Annotated in this window: 18 protein-coding genes; 10 read left to right on the top strand and 8 right to left on the bottom strand. The window is 52.6% G+C overall.

Annotated features, from left to right (window positions below; translation table 11 throughout):
* Nucleotides 1–15 precede the first annotated feature (15 nt).
* The 8 genes from IPL32_03925 to IPL32_03890 form a co-directional block, all read right to left on the bottom strand.
* A complete protein-coding gene (locus IPL32_03925; GenBank protein MBK8464957.1) occupies nt 16–3,174 on the bottom strand; it encodes a type IV secretion system DNA-binding domain-containing protein in 3,159 nt (1,052 codons plus the stop codon).
* A gap of 7 nt (nt 3,175–3,181) precedes the next feature.
* Entirely contained in the window at nt 3,182–3,676 is a 495-nt protein-coding gene (locus IPL32_03920; GenBank protein ID MBK8464956.1) for a hypothetical protein, read from the bottom strand.
* A 16-nt stretch (nt 3,677–3,692) separates the two neighbouring features.
* Nucleotides 3,693–4,142 (bottom strand): hypothetical protein, encoded by a 450-nt coding sequence (locus tag IPL32_03915; GenBank protein ID MBK8464955.1) that lies wholly within the window; start codon nt 4,140–4,142, stop codon nt 3,693–3,695.
* Nucleotides 4,143–4,453: 311 nt separating this feature from the next.
* Nucleotides 4,454–5,536, bottom strand: a complete 1,083-nt coding sequence (locus IPL32_03910; protein ID MBK8464954.1) for a DegT/DnrJ/EryC1/StrS aminotransferase family protein — start codon at nt 5,534–5,536, stop codon at nt 4,454–4,456.
* Nucleotides 5,529–7,304, bottom strand: coding sequence for an AAA family ATPase (locus tag IPL32_03905; protein MBK8464953.1), 1,776 nt, complete (start codon nt 7,302–7,304; stop codon nt 5,529–5,531). The genes IPL32_03910 and IPL32_03905 overlap by 8 nt, the downstream gene beginning before the upstream one ends.
* A gap of 23 nt (nt 7,305–7,327) precedes the next feature.
* Complete coding sequence (locus IPL32_03900; GenBank protein ID MBK8464952.1) at nt 7,328–8,203, bottom strand: hypothetical protein; 876 nt, start codon at nt 8,201–8,203, stop codon at nt 7,328–7,330.
* Nucleotides 8,204–8,225: 22 nt separating this feature from the next.
* Entirely contained in the window at nt 8,226–9,356 is a 1,131-nt protein-coding gene (locus tag IPL32_03895) for a hypothetical protein (GenBank protein ID MBK8464951.1), read from the bottom strand.
* Complete coding sequence (locus IPL32_03890; protein ID MBK8464950.1) at nt 9,340–10,131, bottom strand: hypothetical protein; 792 nt, start codon at nt 10,129–10,131, stop codon at nt 9,340–9,342. Before IPL32_03890 ends, IPL32_03895 begins: the two co-directional genes overlap by 17 nt.
* 467 nt (nt 10,132–10,598) lie before the next feature.
* On the opposite strand from IPL32_03890, the gene IPL32_03885 reads away from it, so the two are divergent.
* From IPL32_03885 to IPL32_03840, 10 genes are all read left to right on the top strand, one after another.
* Nucleotides 10,599–11,498 carry a hypothetical protein gene (locus tag IPL32_03885; protein MBK8464949.1) on the top strand — a complete coding sequence of 300 codons (900 nt, stop codon included), beginning with the start codon at nt 10,599–10,601 and terminating at the stop codon, nt 11,496–11,498.
* Nucleotides 11,499–11,519: 21 nt separating this feature from the next.
* Nucleotides 11,520–12,206: a queuosine precursor transporter gene (locus IPL32_03880; GenBank protein ID MBK8464948.1), complete on the top strand. Its 687-nt coding sequence runs from the start codon at nt 11,520–11,522 to the stop codon at nt 12,204–12,206.
* 1 nt (nt 12,207) lies between these two features.
* Complete coding sequence (locus tag IPL32_03875; protein ID MBK8464947.1) at nt 12,208–12,933, top strand: methyltransferase domain-containing protein; 726 nt, start codon at nt 12,208–12,210, stop codon at nt 12,931–12,933.
* A gap of 506 nt (nt 12,934–13,439) precedes the next feature.
* On the top strand, nt 13,440–13,862 hold the full coding sequence (locus IPL32_03870) for a helix-turn-helix transcriptional regulator (protein MBK8464946.1): 423 nt from the start codon (nt 13,440–13,442) through the stop codon (nt 13,860–13,862).
* Between the two features lie 41 nt (nt 13,863–13,903).
* Nucleotides 13,904–14,467 (top strand): hypothetical protein, encoded by a 564-nt coding sequence (locus tag IPL32_03865; GenBank protein ID MBK8464945.1) that lies wholly within the window; start codon nt 13,904–13,906, stop codon nt 14,465–14,467.
* Between the two features lie 254 nt (nt 14,468–14,721).
* The gene (locus tag IPL32_03860; protein ID MBK8464944.1) at nt 14,722–16,269 is read left to right on the top strand and encodes a recombinase family protein; all 1,548 of its coding nucleotides are present in this window, start codon (nt 14,722–14,724) and stop codon (nt 16,267–16,269) included.
* 448 nt (nt 16,270–16,717) lie between these two features.
* Nucleotides 16,718–17,113 (top strand): helix-turn-helix domain-containing protein, encoded by a 396-nt coding sequence (locus tag IPL32_03855; protein ID MBK8464943.1) that lies wholly within the window; start codon nt 16,718–16,720, stop codon nt 17,111–17,113.
* Between the two features lie 106 nt (nt 17,114–17,219).
* A complete protein-coding gene (locus tag IPL32_03850) occupies nt 17,220–18,407 on the top strand; it encodes a type IV secretion system DNA-binding domain-containing protein (GenBank protein MBK8464942.1) in 1,188 nt (395 codons plus the stop codon).
* A gap of 121 nt (nt 18,408–18,528) precedes the next feature.
* A complete protein-coding gene (locus IPL32_03845; GenBank protein MBK8464941.1) occupies nt 18,529–18,813 on the top strand; it encodes a hypothetical protein in 285 nt (94 codons plus the stop codon).
* A gap of 56 nt (nt 18,814–18,869) precedes the next feature.
* Nucleotides 18,870–19,112, top strand: coding sequence for a hypothetical protein (locus tag IPL32_03840; protein MBK8464940.1), 243 nt, complete (start codon nt 18,870–18,872; stop codon nt 19,110–19,112).
* The last annotated feature ends 9 nt before the right edge of the window (nt 19,113–19,121 follow it).

Genomic DNA, 19,121 nt, shown 5'->3' with positions numbered 1-19,121 from the left:
CTGCCGCGGGAAAAATCACGCGTCATCGTCTTTATTTTTCATCCGTTTCATGGCACCGAAAACGACGTCGGAAATCGCCTTTTTTCGAGTCGTCTGGTCCGTTTGTTCGACCGATTTGAGTTTCACTTTCACCCTGAATCCTTTGACCTTTTCATCTGAACCGGTTTCCCCCAAATCAAGATCTTTCAGCCAATCATAGAATTCATCGGGCGTAAGAAATTCGATCGTGGAATGTTCTTCGGCGGAAAGCTGCTCACCCGCTTTCTCCCTAATTTTGCCGAGATGCCTCTTGTCGGCCGAGATCAGAATGACGGGACTGTAACCGGCCGATAGGCACTTCCTTATGTTCTGCACCTCATAATCGGGCTCGTTCGTGACGGAGATTTCGCAGGCGATCCTCAGAGTTTCATTCTCTAGAGCAACATCGATCTTGCCGATCCCGCCAAAAACGGGTTTTTCGATCGTCACCCGGAATCCTTTGTCTTCGCCCATCCGCTTGACGAGCGATTGTAGATAACGGTGCTGCTGCAGACCTTGGTTCGCCACGCTATTGGGAACCGGCATCGAAATCGGATCTGCGGGAATCGCAGTCCCGACGCGGTCAGGCTGTTGCTCCGCCGTTGCTGGACTATGTTTTTCGCGAGCATCTGGCGGTTCCGGAATATCCGTTGGCGGTGCAGGTGTCGTAGCCGCCAAGGGAGCTAATGCAATTACCTTTTTTGTTGAGGTCCGGCTTGGCGGTTTTTCAACATGCTTAGCCTTCAGTTCCGCAGCCACCTCGTCTTTCGGTTTGGCGTAGAGTCGACGACTATGTTCGATGACGGCTATTCGTCGCTCTACGGCGATGTTTTCGGGCACAGCGGCGATGGGGTAGGTTTTGAGGTTGAAGTCGTTTCTGCTTTGCTCGAACCGGCAAATGGCTTCCCCCACGCCAAGATCCTTAAGATGTTCCGGTTTGAAAAACGAAAACCCGCGCGAAATTCTTTCAGCGTCTGTGTCGTCGAGCCGGAAACATATTCTTGTGTAACAGTTCGATAAGACGCTGCTCAGGATATCCGCGTCTCCGGTGTGAAACTGATTCAGTTGCTGGTGCGCGAGTATCAGTCCCAGCTTGTACTTTCGGGTTCCGCTAAGTATCTGATTCATGCTCGGTGTGAGGAAGTGATGAGCCTCGTCGATGTAAAGGTAAAACGGATTCCTGGTCTCCTCCGCAACGTCCTGGCGGCTCAGGGTTGCCTGGTGGAGCTTCGAGACTATCAGACTGCCCAAAAGGTACGCGTTCTCTTCGCCTATTGCCCCGAGAGACAGGCGGATCAACAAGATCTTCTTCTGGTCCATTATTTGCCGAATATCCAAGCGGTTTTCCTTTTGAGCAACAATGAACCGAATCAGTTTGGATCTCAAAAAAGTGTCCAGGCGCGTCAGAAGAGACGCGTACGGCTTGCCTCTCAGTTCTGGAAATTCCTTTTGCCAGTAGTACCGGATCTCGTCATCCTGGACGGTCGTTAGAAACTCTTCACGAAAGTCCTTCTCGATAAGAAAACGTTTGAGGTCGAGCAGGTTGCCCCCTCGAGTGCTTTCAAGGAAGGCAAGGATGGCGTTCGCCAAAACCGAGTTCATCTGGTCGCCCCAGCTGGTCGAAAATCGTCTAAAGATCGCCACCAGATCCGAAGAAATCAGTGTCTTTTCGAGTTCCGAATGAGCTGACAATATATTGAACCCAATTGGGTAAGCGTCGTCGGCCGCATTGAACAAGACCACATCTTTGAGTCGATCCTCGGGTATACGTTCGATGACTTCGTCGATAAGGTCGCCGTGAGGATCGACAACCGCAAACCCGCAGCCCAGATCTATGTCCTGTTTGACCATGTTGAGGATCAGGTTTGTCTTGCCCGACCCTGTAGCGCCGGCGATGTGGGTGTGCTTTACCCGTTGTTCCTGGCCGAGATGGATCTTTCTCATCTGGCCAAGATGTTCGTTTTCGCCGAGTAGGAGACTGCCCCTGGTAGCGAAGTCGGGAGCAGCTTTAGTCCGGTTCTCGCTTCGACGCAGTTTTGGTGATTTGATAGCATCTGTCGGAAGATGAACGAGCCCCGATATTTCAGGAGCGGAAAGAAGAGCCCCGGTTCTATATGTCGTCCTGTCCAGGAAACTTTGGAGATGCTTGGCGGCAGGTAGACCATCGTTCTGCAACGGGATCATTTCATTGCCGGCCGCGGATGAGAATTGTCGGAAAAATGTTCCTAACCGACGGGCAACTTGCTGCGATCTCTGAGCAGACCGGGTCTCGATCAGAACGCGAACGTTGGCGGCGAACAGACGTCTAGCAAGCTTATCTTTAATAGCCGGAATGATGTTTTGAAGTTCGGCGAAACGAAGCTTGCCGCTTTCATCGAAGATCAGATTGTTAGCAGATCCGTTCCAATTCTGCCGCGTGCGGCGAAGCAAAACCTGAAAACAGATAGTTTCGTCATTCGTAATTTCATCGAACGAGGCGATAAGGGGAAGAAGCGGATCGGTCGGAAAGCTACTACCCGTTGGCAAGGGCTTGAACCATTCGCGGCCAAGCCCGAAGTCCGCCATCAATGATAGATCGATCCTACCGGGGATTGCCTGCCTAATATGTTCCTTGACTGCGTCTTCGCCTTGCTGAAAGACAACGCCCGGTAAATGGTTTTTCAGCAATGAGGCGACCGCATCACTCGCCGAAGCGGGACAAGTGATCTGAAATGTGATTGCATCGGATGTACCCAGTATTTCAAAACTTATGAATGTGGCAGTATTCGCCAGATTTGAGAGGATCTGTTCTGTCTGCTCGAAAGGGATCTTTATTTCGCTTGGTACGACAAGGCGGAATGTCTTGGTTGCGACCGGCGCGCATAATCGCGGCCTTAGGGCATCCGGGCCGGTTTGCCGGTCGGCGATAGGAAGTGGTTCTGGAACCCAGCGATTTTCAAACAGCCGCCCGACAGAGCTTGGAATTCGCGCATCATCGATTGGCCGAGTGGGTTCCGGCGTGCGAAAAGGTGCTCTCATACGAGGCTCGGGGTCGATCGTTTCCCCGAAGATCGACCAGCCGCGCCCGGGCAGTTCCCACTCGGAAAACGCCCTCTCTTGTTCCCGTCGCCGATCGCCGAAAACGCCAATTTCGTCATGGTTGGGTCTTTGAGGCATTAGTCCTTCACCATATTTGCTCCCAGATCGGCTGACGCGCTTCCGGAGGGAGGCTAGCCGCTCCGTCATTCTCTGAAAGTTCATCGATCACATGCATTACGGCGTTGTGCACCTCATGCTGGAAATGTTCTATAACGTCGATCGAATAATATGTCGCTGGTCTGAGCGTCGTTTCGATCAGGAATCCAACTCCCGGGATCTCCTCCAGGAGGTCGACCATGCCGAATCTCTCGACGTGCAGCCAGTAGCTGACGACAAAGGAATGCCCGGATACAAATGCACAGAGGTCGAAATACAGACGGTCGTATCTGATCCGGAAATATATTCGAAGCGGCGAAAAGAGCCCTCCCTCACGCCGCGTAAACTGCGAGAAATTAACTCCAGCAAGGCCGCTTTCCAGGATCTCCTGCTCAACGAGATCGTAAAACTCGAGCGGTGAGCAGGCCGCATCGCGGATCGATCCGCTCCACCTTGCGAGAAGTTCTTGTTCGCTTGCAGCCATAGTCTAAATGCCCCGCTTAACGATCTCGGCGTCCCCCCTCCTGCCGCAAATTTTGGATCGGCGGCCGACCGCCGACAACCGGCCGATATCGTTCAAGTGGTGTTCTTTGCCGTTCCCGCCGGAAAATGAAACCGACAGCCCGAAATACGAAACGGAACGGGAACGTGACCGCGAATACCAAGGTGTCGTAGAGAATCGATAATAGACCATTCAACCAGGCTGCTTTCGGGAACGCCATCTTCAAGATCGCCACAAGAATAAACGGGATCAACGCAAGCGAAAGCAACTGTGCCCAAAACGGTAGACCGCTCCAAAGCCATAGCAAATGGTTGTAACCGATGGAAATCAGTATTGGAGCAAACACCAGCCAGATCAAGAGCTTCACAAAATTCTCCGGTTTCCCGTGGCCGAATAGTATTTGAAGCCCGAACACAACGATCGCTAAAAGCAAAATCCCACCGATCATTTCGGTTCCTCCCTTTAAGTAGCGTGGAAGGCTTACGGAATCTTCGATCGTTTACGAGTGGAACTCGTTATCAGCAAAAACGATCGCGACCCTGTTCCGTGCTTGTTGTTCCGCGACAACACACGGCAGTGGGAGATGGAATCGGTTGGAGAATTGGGCTTGGAAAGCCGGATTTGGGTAAAACACTCGCCAGACTAGCCGGAAGTGGAAGGTGAAATAGAGAGCGGAGAAGTAGAGCCGGCTTGTATACGCTCGCCCGAGAAGTACAAGAATGCTACATACCGCGATCACGGGATTGAGGACGCCGCCTATCATGGGTAAGCCTCCCTCTCGTCGATAGTTAGGAGAGTGCGACGATCGGTGCGTTCTGCTTCCCGGCAGGGTCGGGGCACATCAAATCGATCTCCATATTGACCAACGAATACCGGATTGTTATAGATCAGCTGAGTATCGAAGGGCGTCGTTCGGGCCTGGATCCCAGCGCCTGCTAGGCACATCTCTACGTCTTCCGATCGCGTTCCTTCCTTAGCGCAAACGGAAAATCGAAAGAACGAGGGCAAAATTCCATCCGGATGATACGTGAGAGGTTCCACGAGTCCGCTTTTGTTCAGGATTTGACACGCTTCGAGATATCGATGCTGTTTGTTTTCGAGGATTGCTACCGCGTCGGCAAACGAACCGTTTGCCGCGATGGCAGTGAGCGGATGGATCCGGGAATTAAATGCAAATTCGTTAAAGACGCCCAGCCCCAGTTCACGTTTTTGCCGCAGCGGGTGCTGACAATGCCAAAGCAGCCGCTCGTAGATATCCGAGTTGTTCGTCACGATGATGCCGCCTTCACCGCAGTCCCACGCTTTCCCTGAGGTAAGGGATATGACTACCGCGTGTGCATGACTCCCTGCGATGCCGCCGTCACGGCGAGCACCAAACGCCTGGGCCGAATCGGATACGTACCAGAGACCACAATCGTCAGCGACACGGCGTATGGCAGCCGAATCGGACGGGTACCCGCAGAAATCGATGCCCAGTATCGCTCGTGTTGAGCTCCTTATTTCCGTTCTAATAGCGTCCGGGTCAGCGGTAACCGTCCCCGGCTCAACATCGTTGAAGGTCGGCCGATTGCCGAGGATCAACCAGCTCGCGATGCTGGCCCCGTAGGTGAGTGGGGAGGTGATAAAGCCGGTATCCTTGAGATCAAGAGCGAGCCCCAGTGCAAGCAGCCCGGCGGTCGCACTCGACACGCAGAGGGCGTGTTTTGCACCATAATACTCCGCAACCTTCCGCTCAACCGCGGAGACGGCACCATAACCGATCAGATGATCCGTCGAGGCCGTCGGCACGTCCAACGATCGCTCCTGACTTCTTTCCGCATGTTCCCTGGTGCGTCTAGACATTTGCATACGGTTTGAGCTCCTCGATCTTCTTCAACAGAGCGTGCCCGATGATGTCTCCGTTTGTTTCGTCAACAAGCCCTTTGAGGTATTCGGGAAAGGTGTAATCTGCCAGATTTGCGCCCGCCCATGGGAGATAAGCCTTTGACGTGCAATATCGGATCGCCTGAAGGTCGGCGTAGACGCCCGACAGGGTGTCCTCAACCTGACAGAGATCATCGGCTGCGAGAAGCACGGTATCGGGATCGATCTCACGCTTGCCGGTAATCATAAGAGTGTTACTTAGCGAAGTTCGGATATGCCTCGGAGTAGCTCCCTTCGCGTGAAAGATCCGTGCCGCACTGATTACTCGTTCATCATCAGTCGGGATGTTGCACCCCGGGCAAATCCGGTCTGCCGTCGCTGCAATGATCGAGGGAATGTCCTCAGGTAGCGCGGTGAGCACAGGGATGACAATGAACCTGCTTCGCATCGCCGCCCCAATTTTCCAAATACAATTTGTCGTCGCCACGAGCAGCGTCTGGCCGCACCTCGTTTGGTCGGAAAGACAAGTCAATAGTTCCGCCCGAACCGCATCGCTGGCGCCCGAATCGCCATTGAACTCGCTTCTCTCTAACGGGAAAGCCTCTGTAATTTCGTCGATGAACGCAAACGCCGGGCTGAAACGTCGCAAGACGTCTTGTTGGAGACGCGCCAGCCTTTCGGTCTCACCGACAAGCCCGGCCTTCGGCGACATCATCTGGTATGCCGGACATTGTCCGAGTCGTGCGGCATGAAGCGCTAGATCCGTTTTCGCTGTCGCCGGTGCCCCGGCCAGCAGCACGTTCGCCGGCATTGTAGGGTCTCGCTCTAATAAACGCTCACCGAATCGCTCAACGATCTGCAACGGAGTCCCGACGTTCTTACCAACAAGCCGGAGCCCGTCTACCCTTGTTGTGTCGAGAGGTCGGAGGGTGCCTTCCGACATTTCTTTCACATCACGGTCCTTTTGCTCGACGAGCTGATCGATCGTGAGCGGGCGGCCATTTCGATCCGATGCCCGCAAAAGATTTTCAAGACCGCGGTTAGGTGTCTGCTTTGTCAGCGCCGCTGCTCCTTCCGGCGTGAGCCCTTCCTCAAAACTCGCCCCCTCGTATAGATCCAGTGCCGCTGCGATGAATTCCTCCTTTTCGGCAAGATCAGGCGGCGGCAGGTCGATGAGCTTCGCGGCCGATGTCACGAGGTCATCGATGAGGTCTTTTCTACCGTGAAAGAGAATAAGGTTACCGCTATCGCGCAGGGCGAGGCTCTGCGACATTATGTGAACAAGCTCGATGACAACGAGCTGAGACTCGCTGTGTCCGCCGGGCGGAGTGCAGGGTGCAAAGTGCTCCGCAAATTCAAAACACATGCAGAAGCGCATCCGACGGCCATCGCTCCATTTTAGATCCTCGGTGTTGGTGCGGACCAATGCCGCGGCCGCCCGCACCGCGGCTACCATCTCCTGATCGTTTGCACGCAGGGACAGCAACCCGCTGTTCTGCAGGGCCTCACGGACGGTACGACGGTCTCCCTCATCGGCGATCCATGACTCGAACCAGTGCAGCCCGTTCGCTTTGGAAAAGGTGCAAAAAACCATGCCGAATTCCTGATAGAGATCTCGGCGAAGCGTTTCGAAAAGCGGTCTGATCTTTCCCTTCGATGGGACAAAGTCATACAGACTTCTCCCCGTGACGACCAGCGCTCCGTGCCCCGACTTGTGGGTGTCCAGAATTTGTCTTATAGCCGACATAATGCCTCCCAGATCAACAGCTTCTATCGGCCTGACGCGCGCATCTTGTTGTTGTTTCCTGAACGCGCTCGGTTGATTTGTAAACGGAGTTCTTCGGAGTCGGATCCACTTTTGACCGTCTCCGCCAGGTTCGCAGTGTTCACGTCGTTCGTTGGAACTACCTTGCGGGCAAGAAAATCGCGAGCCGCGGAAAGATTGCAGATTCCACCCGTCGGTTCGCGTTTTGGCGCAGCTCCGACGAGCACTCCTTCCTGCTGCAGGGCCTCGTAAAACTGGTCGAGGATCTGCTGACAGGAATTATCCTTGACGCCGAGAACTTCGGTATCGATCTTAAGCTTGAGGTCCGGTCTGGCGTTGATCTCTGTGACCAAGGTGCGGCCCCGACTGTCCGTCGCGGCGAACCGGATAGTGTTCGACCGGAGCGGTGAGGCAAGGCTCTCCAATTTTGAGAACCCGAGCTTTACGGCAGCCCGCTCGGAAGCGATACGGACTCCGCTCGCAAAGACATGTTGATGCGTTTCCCGGACGGACGCGACCAGCCTGGCGCCAGCCGCCTCCACCTCTCCTAGGGTGGCGGCTTGCTCAAGTGCCTCGAAATCACGATTGAGATCGGAGTCGTCCGTTGTGTAAAACGCCTGCGACGTGACGGCATCGAGAACGGATCGTTTTGCGTCCTCAAGAGTTGTCCCGGTTGAAAAGCGCGTGCGGATCGGTTTGAAGTTTGAGCCGATGGTTGTTGGCCGTTGTATGCCGACGCCGTCACTGTTGAGGGGTGATAGTTTTGAGCCTTTACGACCGTGCGAAAGATCTCTGGCGGCCCGACTCACCAGACGCGCGCCGGCGGGCAATATCAAGCCCGTGACGAACGCAGATGCAATAATTCCGATAATTGCTGACATTTCTTTTTCTCCTTATTATTAATTACCGGCGGATCTCATCCTCGCCGTCCATGTCGTACCCCGTTCCGGGACGTGTTTGCCCCGGATCGGAATCCGAACTCCCCGCTGGCCCGTTGCCGGCAGCGTTTTGTGTTTGACTCCCCGGGGCATCATCCGCATGCGGTTCTGTGTGATCTGCGTCGGCAGATCGCGGACGTCCCGCCGGCTCCTCGATGATGTCGTCGTCGAAAACGTCATTGACGACCCTTCTAGTGGTCGCTCCGAATGGCCCCGCACCGCCACTGCCGTTCTCACCGTTATCGTTGTTGAATTCATTGTAAAGGTGCGTGAATCCGCCCTCTACGCGCGGTGTTTCCGCCGCGATCTGCCGATCGCAACGATCTAGCCTGCGGCGGAGCTGGATCTGACGGCCCTTGTAGACGTCGTAACCAAAGCCATCGACGATCCGGCCTCCGAAAAACAAAATGAACCCGTGGGCGACAACCGCTACTGCTCCGAGACCGGCTGCTCTGATGATCGCCGCCGCGAAAGTTGCCGAGCCGATCGGACGGGCGGCATTACCGCTGATAAGGCCGGCGTTGATCAGGGAAAATCCGATGACGAGGACCGGTAAGGCGAGACACATCACCACAGAGAATGGTCGGATCACACGTCGGCGCCCACCTCGTTCAGCATCAAGTTCATGTCCAGTACACAGCTCGAGCGTTATATAGCCGACAGCGAACAGAAATATCGCGATCGGAATGACGGCCCCCGCGTTACCAAACATCGCCGCGAGAAAGGGTGCAGCGGACCGCAAAAGCTCCCGGCCGGCAACGCTGAGCAACAGAGTGTCGGTTACGACAACGGATATAGGACTGACCGACCACATCACATGGCTGGCGATCGTCCAGGCGTCAAGGTTTCGATAACGATGATTTCGCTCTTCCCAGTTTTCGATGTCAGCGACCAAATAAAGTCGCGTCTCGCGCAACGTCTGCAATTGATGTGCGCTATTGCGAACAGTTTCGAGATTGTCTTCGGTGGTCCGGCGCCTCAGATCCGCACTGGCTTCTTGATCCCGTTCAGCCTGTTCACGTTCACGACGCTCCCGATCTTTTCGCAACCTCTCGGTTTCCCGATTGAGTGCATCCGCTTCATCTCGGCCCGGCATTGGTTTTTCCTCCTTTCTGTAAAGTGTTTATGACCGCCCTAACTGCACTATCGAGATCCACGAAACGAGCCGATTCCACTCCCGCCAAAGTTTTCGGATCAGACCGACCGTTAACCCAAAAAAGCTTCGCTCCGCTTTGAACACGGTATCGCGGCCGGCGATTGGTGTCGCGACCGTCCGATACCAACAGTAGGAATTTACTCGGCACAGTGCTCCATCCGTCATCCTGGGCGAGACAAACATCCGAGATGTTGAGGACCGAGTTGAGGTCAGTCGAACTGGCGGGGGGGCGATCCAACAGAGGTTTCATGCGTTGCTTGAACGCATCGAATTCCGAACGAGCGAGAACCTTGCGGTCCGCGATCGCTCGTCTTCGATCCGCGAGCTGGGCGTCATAGTCGGCTTGCCGATCGCTGAACTCATAGTTTTCCTCGCCTTCATTTTGAACAGGGGGTTCTGGTAGAGGCACCGGCTGCTCGATGCGGAACTTATCAACGGCCTGATCAGGTCGGTTCCTCACGAAAAGCAAAGCGATCGACCCACCGCACTCGACGATCGGATCGAAGACGGGCTCCAAATCGTCCACGGTAACCGGTCGCGTCCCCGAATCCTTCATGCTGCCGGTCTGATCGGGGATAAGCACGATCTCGACCGGAGTTAGACACGGCTGAGCCTCTTTTTCGACAGAGCTCTCGGTCCCAGCCTCTGTATGCCTGCTGCACGCTGTTGCTAGCGACAGGGCGAACAGGCCCGTGATGATTAGAATGTTTCTCATTATCTATGACCTCCTAAGAGTTGTTCCGATCGTTTCCCGGATCCGGACGCTCTTCACGGGAGTGTCCGCAACTGTGGCGACACAAAGAGCAGGATTCGACTCGCTTTGCTTCCTGACCGATCGTAAAGTCCGATCTTTTTCGCGAGCCGAGTCCAAAGCGGGCTAGGGCTTCGCTCAGTCCCTTTATATTTCTGTGCTTTGTTTTAAGAGAAAGTTTCTTCATCTTCAGTAAAGCCACGGTCGTTGATCCGGAAAGCCCGTACCTCGGGACTTTCAGCATCCGAAATCGGCTTCCGAACCGGCCGCCGTACTGCATCGGTTCTGTCAATTAATTATAGGATATAGCATATCCTATAATTAAATTGCAAGCCCTATTGATGTTTTTTTTGAGACGTGACACAATTTCACTTTGACGGGCTCATGCTGGCCCTTTTATTTTTTCACCCATGAATCATCTCGGTCAACTTTTGAAACAAGCGCGTCTCGCCGCACAATTTTCTACGCAGGAATCCGTCGTCAAGCACATCAAGAGATCGAACAAGAAGGTCGCTCTGTCGCAGGGGTTGGTTGCACAATACGAGAAAGGTGACATCCAGAATCCGTCACCTACGCTGCTGAGGCTATTTTCTTCCGCTTACAACGTCGACTATGTACGCTTCGTGCTCGCGTTCATAAGTGACAAGTATCTTGGAGTGGATAAGACGACAACGGCGGGAGTCCGACACTGGCGCATGCAGCTGTGGCAAGCGAGCCTGAAACGATTTCGAGAAATTGCAAGAATCCCTCAAGACCAGGACATCGAGCTTGAGGAATTTCAGCTCAAGGCCAAGGCGATTTTGGTCGAACACTTTGAGGTTCTCGACCTTCAAGGCCTAATGGAATGGCAGCGAAGATTTTGCCCTAAAGAAATTTGGGTTCTGCTGGCCGACTACAAGGACGAACAGGAACCCATCCGTTCCGCTACCGTTAAACATATCAAGGATGGAACGCGAATAAATTATCTAGTTCAGGCCGGCACCGAGCAAGAGGGGGGCGGGTTCTGGCGAATGCAACGAACCATCGTGGAGGCAGGGGCGCCGAGAGAAAGGGTTGACGAGCAAATGATACCCATTCCACTCGAGCAGGCAGAAGTTGGGTTGTTCGAGAAGCGAATGGTAATCCTGAACCCAAATGATATCGATTCAATGACCGGCTTTCGTATCCTCCAATTTGGCGGAGAGGGCCCGGGACATACTATCGCCATTAGGATCGACACTGCTGAGTTGAAGGATATCGTGAACACGTACAGTCCTTGGCTATTCAAGAAATACAACGCCAGGCAACGAAATTTTGAAAAGCTAAAGCTGCCTAAGGTACCTTCCTCCTGAACGACGTTTCGGTTAGAAAATATGCTGCTGACAATTGCATCTGTATTAGCGATCACTGCCTTCACGCTGGGTGGGGCCTACTATGCCCGTCGATTCAATAGTCCAGATGGTCTCATCGGCTTATTTGTTCTCTTTACGACAATGTCACAGATCATGGCATCGAAGATCGCCGTCTTTGATCTCGGCGGCATACAGGTAACCGCCCCGGCTGCCGTCATTGTTTTCGCAGTGACATTTCTAATGACTGATATTGTCAATGAACGGTTCGGGCAGCGCCAGGTCCACATCATGATCGGGATCACTCTTCTGACGCAGATCGCAATGGTTGTTTTTATGTACATCGGCGGTCGGTTAGAACCCGCGCCTTTTTGGCCGAATCAGCCGGCCTGGGACGCCTTGCTGGGGGTGGTTCCGCGTATTACATTTGCGAGCTGGATAACATTCGTAGTAAGCGAGAATCTTGACGCATGGCTTTTTGCTGTCTTCAAAAGATTAACGAAGGGCCGTCACCTCTGGGTCCGCAACGTCTTCAGCACGATCCCTGCGCTCACTGTCGATACCCTCGTATTCGTCACTCTTGCATTCGCGGGCACTGGCTTTCCGCTTTGGGAACTTATGAAGGGGCAGTTTGCTGCGAAGTATTTTGTTGGCATACTATGTATCCCATTTATGTATCTAAGTAAAGCGATTATGGGAGAGGAACGATAAGATGATGCTTCTTTCACTTGATAGGCCCCACACGGCAACTCCGCGCGCCTACGTTGACGAAATTATTGCTAAGCACCGGGAGCGGTCAGGTCCTGAATGTCATTTATACGGAGGGCACAAGTTCACCGTACTTCCGACGGTCTATTCGCCGTTCATTGCACCTTCAGGCGGACTCGGCCTTTCATTCGCCGCTCAGCCAATGTTTCGCGGAAAGCGGGTGCTCGATATTGGATGCGGGAGTGGTATTGTCTCGTCGATGATTGCCGCTTCCGGTTCTTCGATGCTTGTCGGAACCGATATCAACGCGGCCGCCATCACAAATTGTCACATTAATGCACGTGAGCTTAAGGTGGAGGACATCTCCCGCTTCTATACGGGCGATCTCTTTGAGCCCCTCGTTAGGGAAGAAGAGCCGTTCGATATTATCTTCGCCAACCTCCCGTTTGCCGATGCTCTTCCGGTGGATATCCTGGAATCCGCATTCTTTGATCCTGAACTTCGCTCGATCAAACAATTCATCACTCAAGTTGGCGATTGGCTGACCGCCGACGGAAAGGCTTATCTTTGTCTTTCCGATTACGATAATGACGGGCTTGACGAGCTTGCTGAATCGCACGGATTGCATTGGAAGGTGTTCATTCGTATCAACCACGAGTGGTCGACCTTATATATCATAGAACTAAGTGCGTCATCCGAGAGTCATCCGAGCGAAAAGGGCCGCCTCTAGCTATTTTATCAAGTCCGTGGGCTGAAGACCATTTCTCCTTGCATCTTGCAGAAAAATAATCCTTACGTACGCGAGTTGTAATAAGTGGCAGCCCGCGTTTTTTTCGTCGAAAGATCTTTGGAGAATGCCGTCTGAAGGTTGAATCTACAATAACTACATGTTGGATAGGCTTCGGCTGGATAGACGGGCGACGCCTATCGTGACCGCAGGATTTCGAGGTCTTGACAGAATTGTTGGTTTACGGCATTATTACCGGTCGCGTCGGAGTCGGCGACGTGGGACCCCCGGCCGTAGCACCGCAAGAACAGAACAAGCTGCACCGTTTGCCGACGCTCCCCCTGCAGCTGAAACTACGCTTAAATATACTGAATTTTTCGTTTTGCGTCGTTTCCGTCGTAGGCAAAGGTGTGGAATTTTTCACCCTTTTTGCACGTTTCATCGCGTGCTATTGTGAAATTAAACCGTAGCAGTCGGCGATGGCGCACCTATGTATTAAGCTCCGATCGATGCAAAACAGTCCGCGATCACATTTGAATAATGCCCTCTGGAGAACACGAAAAAGCCGAGGACTGGCTCAAAAACAGGTTGCCTGGCTGCTTGGGCACAGTTCGCCAAGCCGGATATCGAGCTATGAACGCGGCGAACGCACGCCAAATCTCGTGACGGCTCTTCGGCTCGCCGCTATTTACCGATGCCCGGTTGAGAGACTGTTTCCTGAACACTTCGACGCGATTGGTTCAGAACTTTCGGCGAAGGCGTCGAAGGCGACCGGATCCCTTTTCACACCCGACGCCAAATCGCATCTTGTCGAAGATGTCAGCATCTGTAGCTACGAACGCTTGCTCGAACAACCGATCGTGAACGAGGAGAACGGGCGTCTTGTGCGAAAGCACGTTACGAAGCTCGCAAGAATCCTAGCAGAACGTTGAGCTTCCGACCCGTTCGCCACCCCCTTCCTAATTCCATTTCCATGAATCTAATACCGAGTTCGATATTATCCATTGCTCCGGGCCGCGGCCGTCTTGGCGTCGCGACCTTTCGTGATGGCCGTCTGATCTACTATGGCGTAAAATCGCTTCGGCAATTCCGGTCCAACGCTGATCTCCTTACCGGGCTTGAGAAGATCCTGTCGAATCTCTGCACTTACTACTGTATCCGCACCGTCATTATGCCTCTACTTAACAAGCAGCAGCGACACTCCGCTGCACTTATTTGCGTCGAGAAAGTGATCGAACAGTTCGCCAGACGACAAAACATCGCCATCCACCGTTACGATCCGATGGCAATCCGCCGCGTTTTTTGTCCGGGAATCAGACCGACAAAAGCGAACACCTCCGACAAACTCGTCGAAATTTATCCAGAGTTGATTAGATATCGCAGCGGCGAAAGTGATTGGGAACTGCGGTATTACGGGTACCTCTTTAGCGCCATCGCCGGCGGCAAAGTATTTAAGATGGTCCACCACGACTCCGGGACAAAGGGAACTAAAAAGTGTTCCGCGCGTCAGCAGTCGGAAAGGACGGTATGCAATTAGACGCGACGCCAGAGAAACAGCTGGCGCTGGCGGATCTGTATCCGGGCCTGAATCGCGACGAATATTCCCAAATCGATTTCCATCTGAAGCGATATATTGAGGTTGTTTGGCGTATCTCGCAAACGCAGGGCAATGAGAATCCCAACCTATTGACAGAAGCCCCAGGTCCCGCTAATGTTAAGAGGCCTCCCGGTTAGGGCAACCTGACCAATTTTCAATCCCCCGCAAACGAGCCAAAATCATTCAATCCAACCATGCCCTCAAAGAGCTATTTTTCCTATGTCCGCGTCTCGACGCAGAAACAGGGACAAAGAGGCACCTCGCTTATCGAACAAACAGACGCTATAGAACGATTCGCCAGACGCTGGAATCTCCATATCGTAAAACGCTATGAAGAACGTGAAACCGCGGCCAAAACCGGTCGCCCGGTGTTTTTGGAAATGCTGAAGGCCCTAAAACTGGGAGAGGCTCGGGGCCTGATCGTCCACAAGATCGACCGGAGCGCCCGAAATCTAAAAGATTGGGCTGAACTGGGTTCCTTGATCGACTTAGGTGTCGAGGTTCATTTTGCAAACGAAAGCCTTGATCTGAGTTCTCGGGGAGGCCGGTTGTCGGCCGACATTCAGGCTGTGGTAGCCGCCGATTATGTTCGAAACCTTCGTGAGGAAGCCAAAAAAGGCCTTTACGGAAGGATCAAGCAGGGGCTTTACCCGTTCCCGGCCCCGGTCGGCTACCTCGATATGGGACAGGGAAAGCCCAAACGTATCGATCCCATTTTGGGCCCTTTGGTCAAACAGGCGTTCGAGGTATACGCGAGGGGCGAACTAGGGCTCGATTCCCTGGTGGAAGAGATGTATCAGGCAGGCTTCACGGGCAAGAACGGCAGCCGAATGTCGCGAAACGGTATGGTCAAATGTCTTCGGAATCCTTTCTATATTGGCTTGGTAAGCCTCCGTTCACTCCGAGAAGTATTTGTCGGTCAACACGAGCCGATCATAAGCAAGGAACTCTTCGACCAGGTGCAGGAAGTCTTGGCCGGGAAGAGGGTGAAGAAATCGACAAAACATTATTTTGTTTATCGGCGACATGTTCGCTGCGGCAGCTGCGGAAAATCCCTGATCGGTGAGAGGCAAAAAGGACATGTCTACTATCGCTGTCACACGAGAGGTTGCGTTCAAAGCCCGTTCAGGGAAGAAGCCGTCTCGAAAGAATTTCTCCAGGTCCTCAGAGAGATAGAATTCTCAAATGAAGAAACCGAGTATCTGCGGTCGGAGATCATCCGCCATAAGGACTCCGAGCCAAAGCGAATTGATTGCTTGAAACGGGAATTGTCGATGCGATCCGAACAAATTGCCAAACGCATGGAAAACCTCGCCGACGCTTACATGGACGGTGTTTTTGATAAAGAAACCTATCTGGATAAGAAGAACAAGCTTACGCTCGAGCTCTCCGAAAGTCAGAGGAAGCTCAATGACGCTGACAACGAATCGGGCGTCATGACGGAAAAGCTTGAAGAATTCCTCGAACTCTTAAAACAGCCTTATTTAAGCTATAAAAACGGAAATGATCGAGAAAAGCGGGAACTGGCAAGAATAGTAAGCTCGAACTTCGTCGCAGACGGCAATAACCTCTTAATTAAGCTAAATATACCGTTCGATCTGGTCCATTCTCGACCGCGTGTACCCTTTGGTGGACCAACACTAGCAACATATCGAACTTTTCAGAAATTGTATAAGCAATTATTTGATTTTTTCAGGAATCCGATGGCAGATTTGCCATGGCTAAAAAACCTGGAAAATTAGATCCGGGAGATCTTGTATTTTGTGTAATTGTAATAGTTTCACTTTTTGCCAAATTCAATCCTTTGGTAGTTTAGCTAAATTTCAGAAATCGCAAAAGGGGGAAAATTTACACCGCGATGTATGCGGGAAGGTTCGTCTCGATCAAGGTCTGGATCTTGCATGGCGTTTCTTCCGCTGATGTGCCATGGAAGCGTAACTCTGAGGCTCATGATCGCTTCGTTACCGTGCTCCGTCGCAACAAGGCAAACTCCTCAAGAATATGCGGGTTTTTTGCCCGGACAGCGTGATTGCAAAGAAATCTTATTAAAGAAAGATATTAAAAAGAGTGATCGCACTGTGGATGGGGTGGGGACATCCAGACGCGAAACTGCATAATTATTCCACCTGTTCGGCGATAACGTTCGGGTATAGGATCAGAGAGTAGATCAACTAATCCAACCGAACCCCAATGACGGAGCATATCCAGAACATTATCGAGGCCGGAGCGGCCCGTTTTTCCAAACCGCCATCCAGGTGGTGGGGTTTTGTTTGGCGCGGACTTGTCGTAAGCTCCTCGGCCCGTCACTACAAGGCAATGGGGCGCTCTGTCTGGCTTTACCTTTACCTGATCATTCATGCCGATCGCAAAACCGGCAAACTCTACAGGAAGATCAGCACGATCGAGAGAGAGATCGGGATCTCGAAACGGACCGTCCAGTCGTGGCTGAAAGTCCTTCGGGACGGGGGCTACATCGTCACGACAAGAACAGGCCGAGCGCTCGTCATCAGCATTTCAAAATGGCGTCCTATCGGCCGCCACGCAAAGACCGACCCCTCATCAGCCAGCGGCCAACGGCCTTCATGACACTGAGATCAGCCGCTGACATAACGGTGTAAAATTTCACCCTTTTGCGATCCGCGTCCGCACGCTAGAATGCCCGCGTACCCTTAATCAGAAACGCTCCCGCCCAATGCAGCCCCCGGAAAACAAGCCGTCGTCCGCCATCACCGTCCTTGCCCAAACAAACTTTAGAAACCATCTAAAGACCTTTGGTATCAAGCAGGCAGATCGACGAGCTCATATGTATCTGATAGGTAAGACGGGTACAGGCAAAACGACACTGCTCGAAACACTCATGCTAAGCGACCTGCAGAGTGAATGCGGGTTCGCCCTTTTAGATCCGCACGGCGATCTCGTCAAAAAGCTGAAGGCGCAGATTCCCGAGAACCGAATCGACGATCTCATCGACTTTGATCTGACGAACGACGATCAGCCGTTTGGGTTTAACCCGCTCGCCAATGTGTCGGTCGACAAAAGACCACTCGCATGTTCCGGACTGATCCAGGTCTTCAAGCATCTCTGGAGCGATTCGTGGGGGCCGAGGCTTGAATATATCCTACGCAACTCGTTGCTCACCTTGCTTGATTATCCCAATGCGAACCTCGCGGACATTTTGAAACTCCTGTCAGACCGGACCTTCCGCCAAAAGGTGGTTCCGTTCATACAGAGTGAGCAGGTCAGAGATTTTTGGACAAAAGAGTTCGATCATTATCCGGAGCGGTTTCGAGTCGAAGCGATAAGCCCGATCCAAAACAAGGTCGGGGCCTTTCTCACACATCCGTTGCTTCAGAAAGTTCTTACAAATCCTGAAAAGCCGCTGAATCTCAGAAAGGCGATGGACGAAGGGAAGATCCTTCTGGTAAACCTTTCAAAAGGCAGCATCGGAGAGGATGCGTCGAATCTTCTCGGCTCGCTGCTGATATCGAGATTCGATCTGGCCGCCCTTAGCCGTGCGAATATACCGGAATCCGAAAGACGCGACTTTACCCTCTACCTTGACGAGTTCCATAATTTTACAACGCAGAGCCTGATGTTCATGCTCTCGGAACTGCGTAAATACGGTCTTTCCCTCGTGCTCGCCCACCAATATCTGACGCAGCTGGAACCGAACATTCGCGACGCGATCCTCGGCAACGTCGGAACGATCATAGTCTTTAGGATCGGTGCAAACGACGCCGAATTTCTCGAGCCGGAATTTACGCCTGAGTTCAGAACATCGGATTTTACAAACCTGCCGAACTATCATATCTACCTGAAGCTCATGATCGACGGGAAGATCTCCCGGCCGTTCAGTGCAGTAACCCTGCCGCCTGCCTGATATTGAAAAAACCTTGTGTTCATTCTTGTTTGTCTTTTCTCGGAGGGATCGGTGTACCTATGCCCCGATCCCTGCGGGAATCTGCAAACAAAATAAATTTCGAACAGGAGGAAAAAATAAAATGAAACAAACAGTCATTTGTCCCATTTGCGAGAAGGAACTTGAGGATGTTATCACGCTGACCCGCAAGTCACCCGGAAGGATAGCTGTGGCCATCTTTCGAGAGACCTCAGATTGCAACTGGACCCAATGTAAGAGCTGCAAAACGCTTATTTGTAAAGAGTGTTCCGTTGGTTCTCCGCCTCTTTGCTGTGATAGGGCGGTTGGTGGAAATCACCAGGACGCCTTACAGGAAAAAAGCGAATCGTTCGACACCGCTCAAGAGAGCGTTGAAGCGGTTGCCTGAGGCCGCCGCTCTCTTCGGCCAATCTAAATCAAAACAAAAATCAGTAGGAGGAAGATATGTCAGATTTTAAGATCGTTTATTTAATTGTGGAAAGGGGACTCGAACCAAAACGCCAGGTTTTTTGGCGTTCGGCAGGAGCCGCCTTTATGTGCCGGGATGGGAGCATAAATCTAAAGCTCGACATTCATCCGGGGCTTACCTTTAACATCCGCGACCCGAAATCAAACGGAGAGCGGGAAGAAGTAAATCAAATGGCCGAAACACCGCCGGTTCAGGTGATTGACGACATCTCATTTTAGTCGGGGAGG

The organism is Chloracidobacterium sp. (assembly GCA_016711345.1).
Lineage (GTDB): Bacteria > Acidobacteriota > Blastocatellia > Pyrinomonadales > Pyrinomonadaceae > OLB17.
The sequence above is the reverse complement of the archived record's forward strand: the minus strand, read 5'-3'. Positions and strand labels throughout refer to the sequence as shown.

Excerpts from the sequence above, each read along its gene's own strand:
- IPL32_03925 (MBK8464957.1), bottom strand. The coding sequence starts at position 3,174 with ATGCCTCAAAGACCCAACCATGACGAAATTGGCGTTTTCGGCGATCGG.
- IPL32_03920 (MBK8464956.1), bottom strand. The coding sequence starts at position 3,676 with ATGGCTGCAAGCGAACAAGAACTTCTCGCAAGGTGGAGCGGATCGATC.
- IPL32_03915 (MBK8464955.1), bottom strand. The coding sequence starts at position 4,142 with ATGATCGGTGGGATTTTGCTTTTAGCGATCGTTGTGTTCGGGCTTCAA.
- IPL32_03910 (MBK8464954.1), bottom strand. The coding sequence starts at position 5,536 with ATGTCTAGACGCACCAGGGAACATGCGGAAAGAAGTCAGGAGCGATCG.
- IPL32_03905 (MBK8464953.1), bottom strand. The coding sequence starts at position 7,304 with ATGTCGGCTATAAGACAAATTCTGGACACCCACAAGTCGGGGCACGGA.
- IPL32_03900 (MBK8464952.1), bottom strand. The coding sequence starts at position 8,203 with ATGTCAGCAATTATCGGAATTATTGCATCTGCGTTCGTCACGGGCTTG.
- IPL32_03895 (MBK8464951.1), bottom strand. The coding sequence starts at position 9,356 with ATGCCGGGCCGAGATGAAGCGGATGCACTCAATCGGGAAACCGAGAGG.
- IPL32_03890 (MBK8464950.1), bottom strand. The coding sequence starts at position 10,131 with ATGAGAAACATTCTAATCATCACGGGCCTGTTCGCCCTGTCGCTAGCA.
- IPL32_03880 (MBK8464948.1), top strand. The coding sequence starts at position 11,520 with ATGCTGCTGACAATTGCATCTGTATTAGCGATCACTGCCTTCACGCTG.
- IPL32_03875 (MBK8464947.1), top strand. The coding sequence starts at position 12,208 with ATGATGCTTCTTTCACTTGATAGGCCCCACACGGCAACTCCGCGCGCC.
- IPL32_03870 (MBK8464946.1), top strand. The coding sequence starts at position 13,440 with ATGCAAAACAGTCCGCGATCACATTTGAATAATGCCCTCTGGAGAACA.
- IPL32_03865 (MBK8464945.1), top strand. The coding sequence starts at position 13,904 with ATGAATCTAATACCGAGTTCGATATTATCCATTGCTCCGGGCCGCGGC.
- IPL32_03860 (MBK8464944.1), top strand. The coding sequence starts at position 14,722 with ATGCCCTCAAAGAGCTATTTTTCCTATGTCCGCGTCTCGACGCAGAAA.
- IPL32_03855 (MBK8464943.1), top strand. The coding sequence starts at position 16,718 with ATGACGGAGCATATCCAGAACATTATCGAGGCCGGAGCGGCCCGTTTT.
- IPL32_03850 (MBK8464942.1), top strand. The coding sequence starts at position 17,220 with ATGCAGCCCCCGGAAAACAAGCCGTCGTCCGCCATCACCGTCCTTGCC.
- IPL32_03845 (MBK8464941.1), top strand. The coding sequence starts at position 18,529 with ATGAAACAAACAGTCATTTGTCCCATTTGCGAGAAGGAACTTGAGGAT.
- IPL32_03840 (MBK8464940.1), top strand. The coding sequence starts at position 18,870 with ATGTCAGATTTTAAGATCGTTTATTTAATTGTGGAAAGGGGACTCGAA.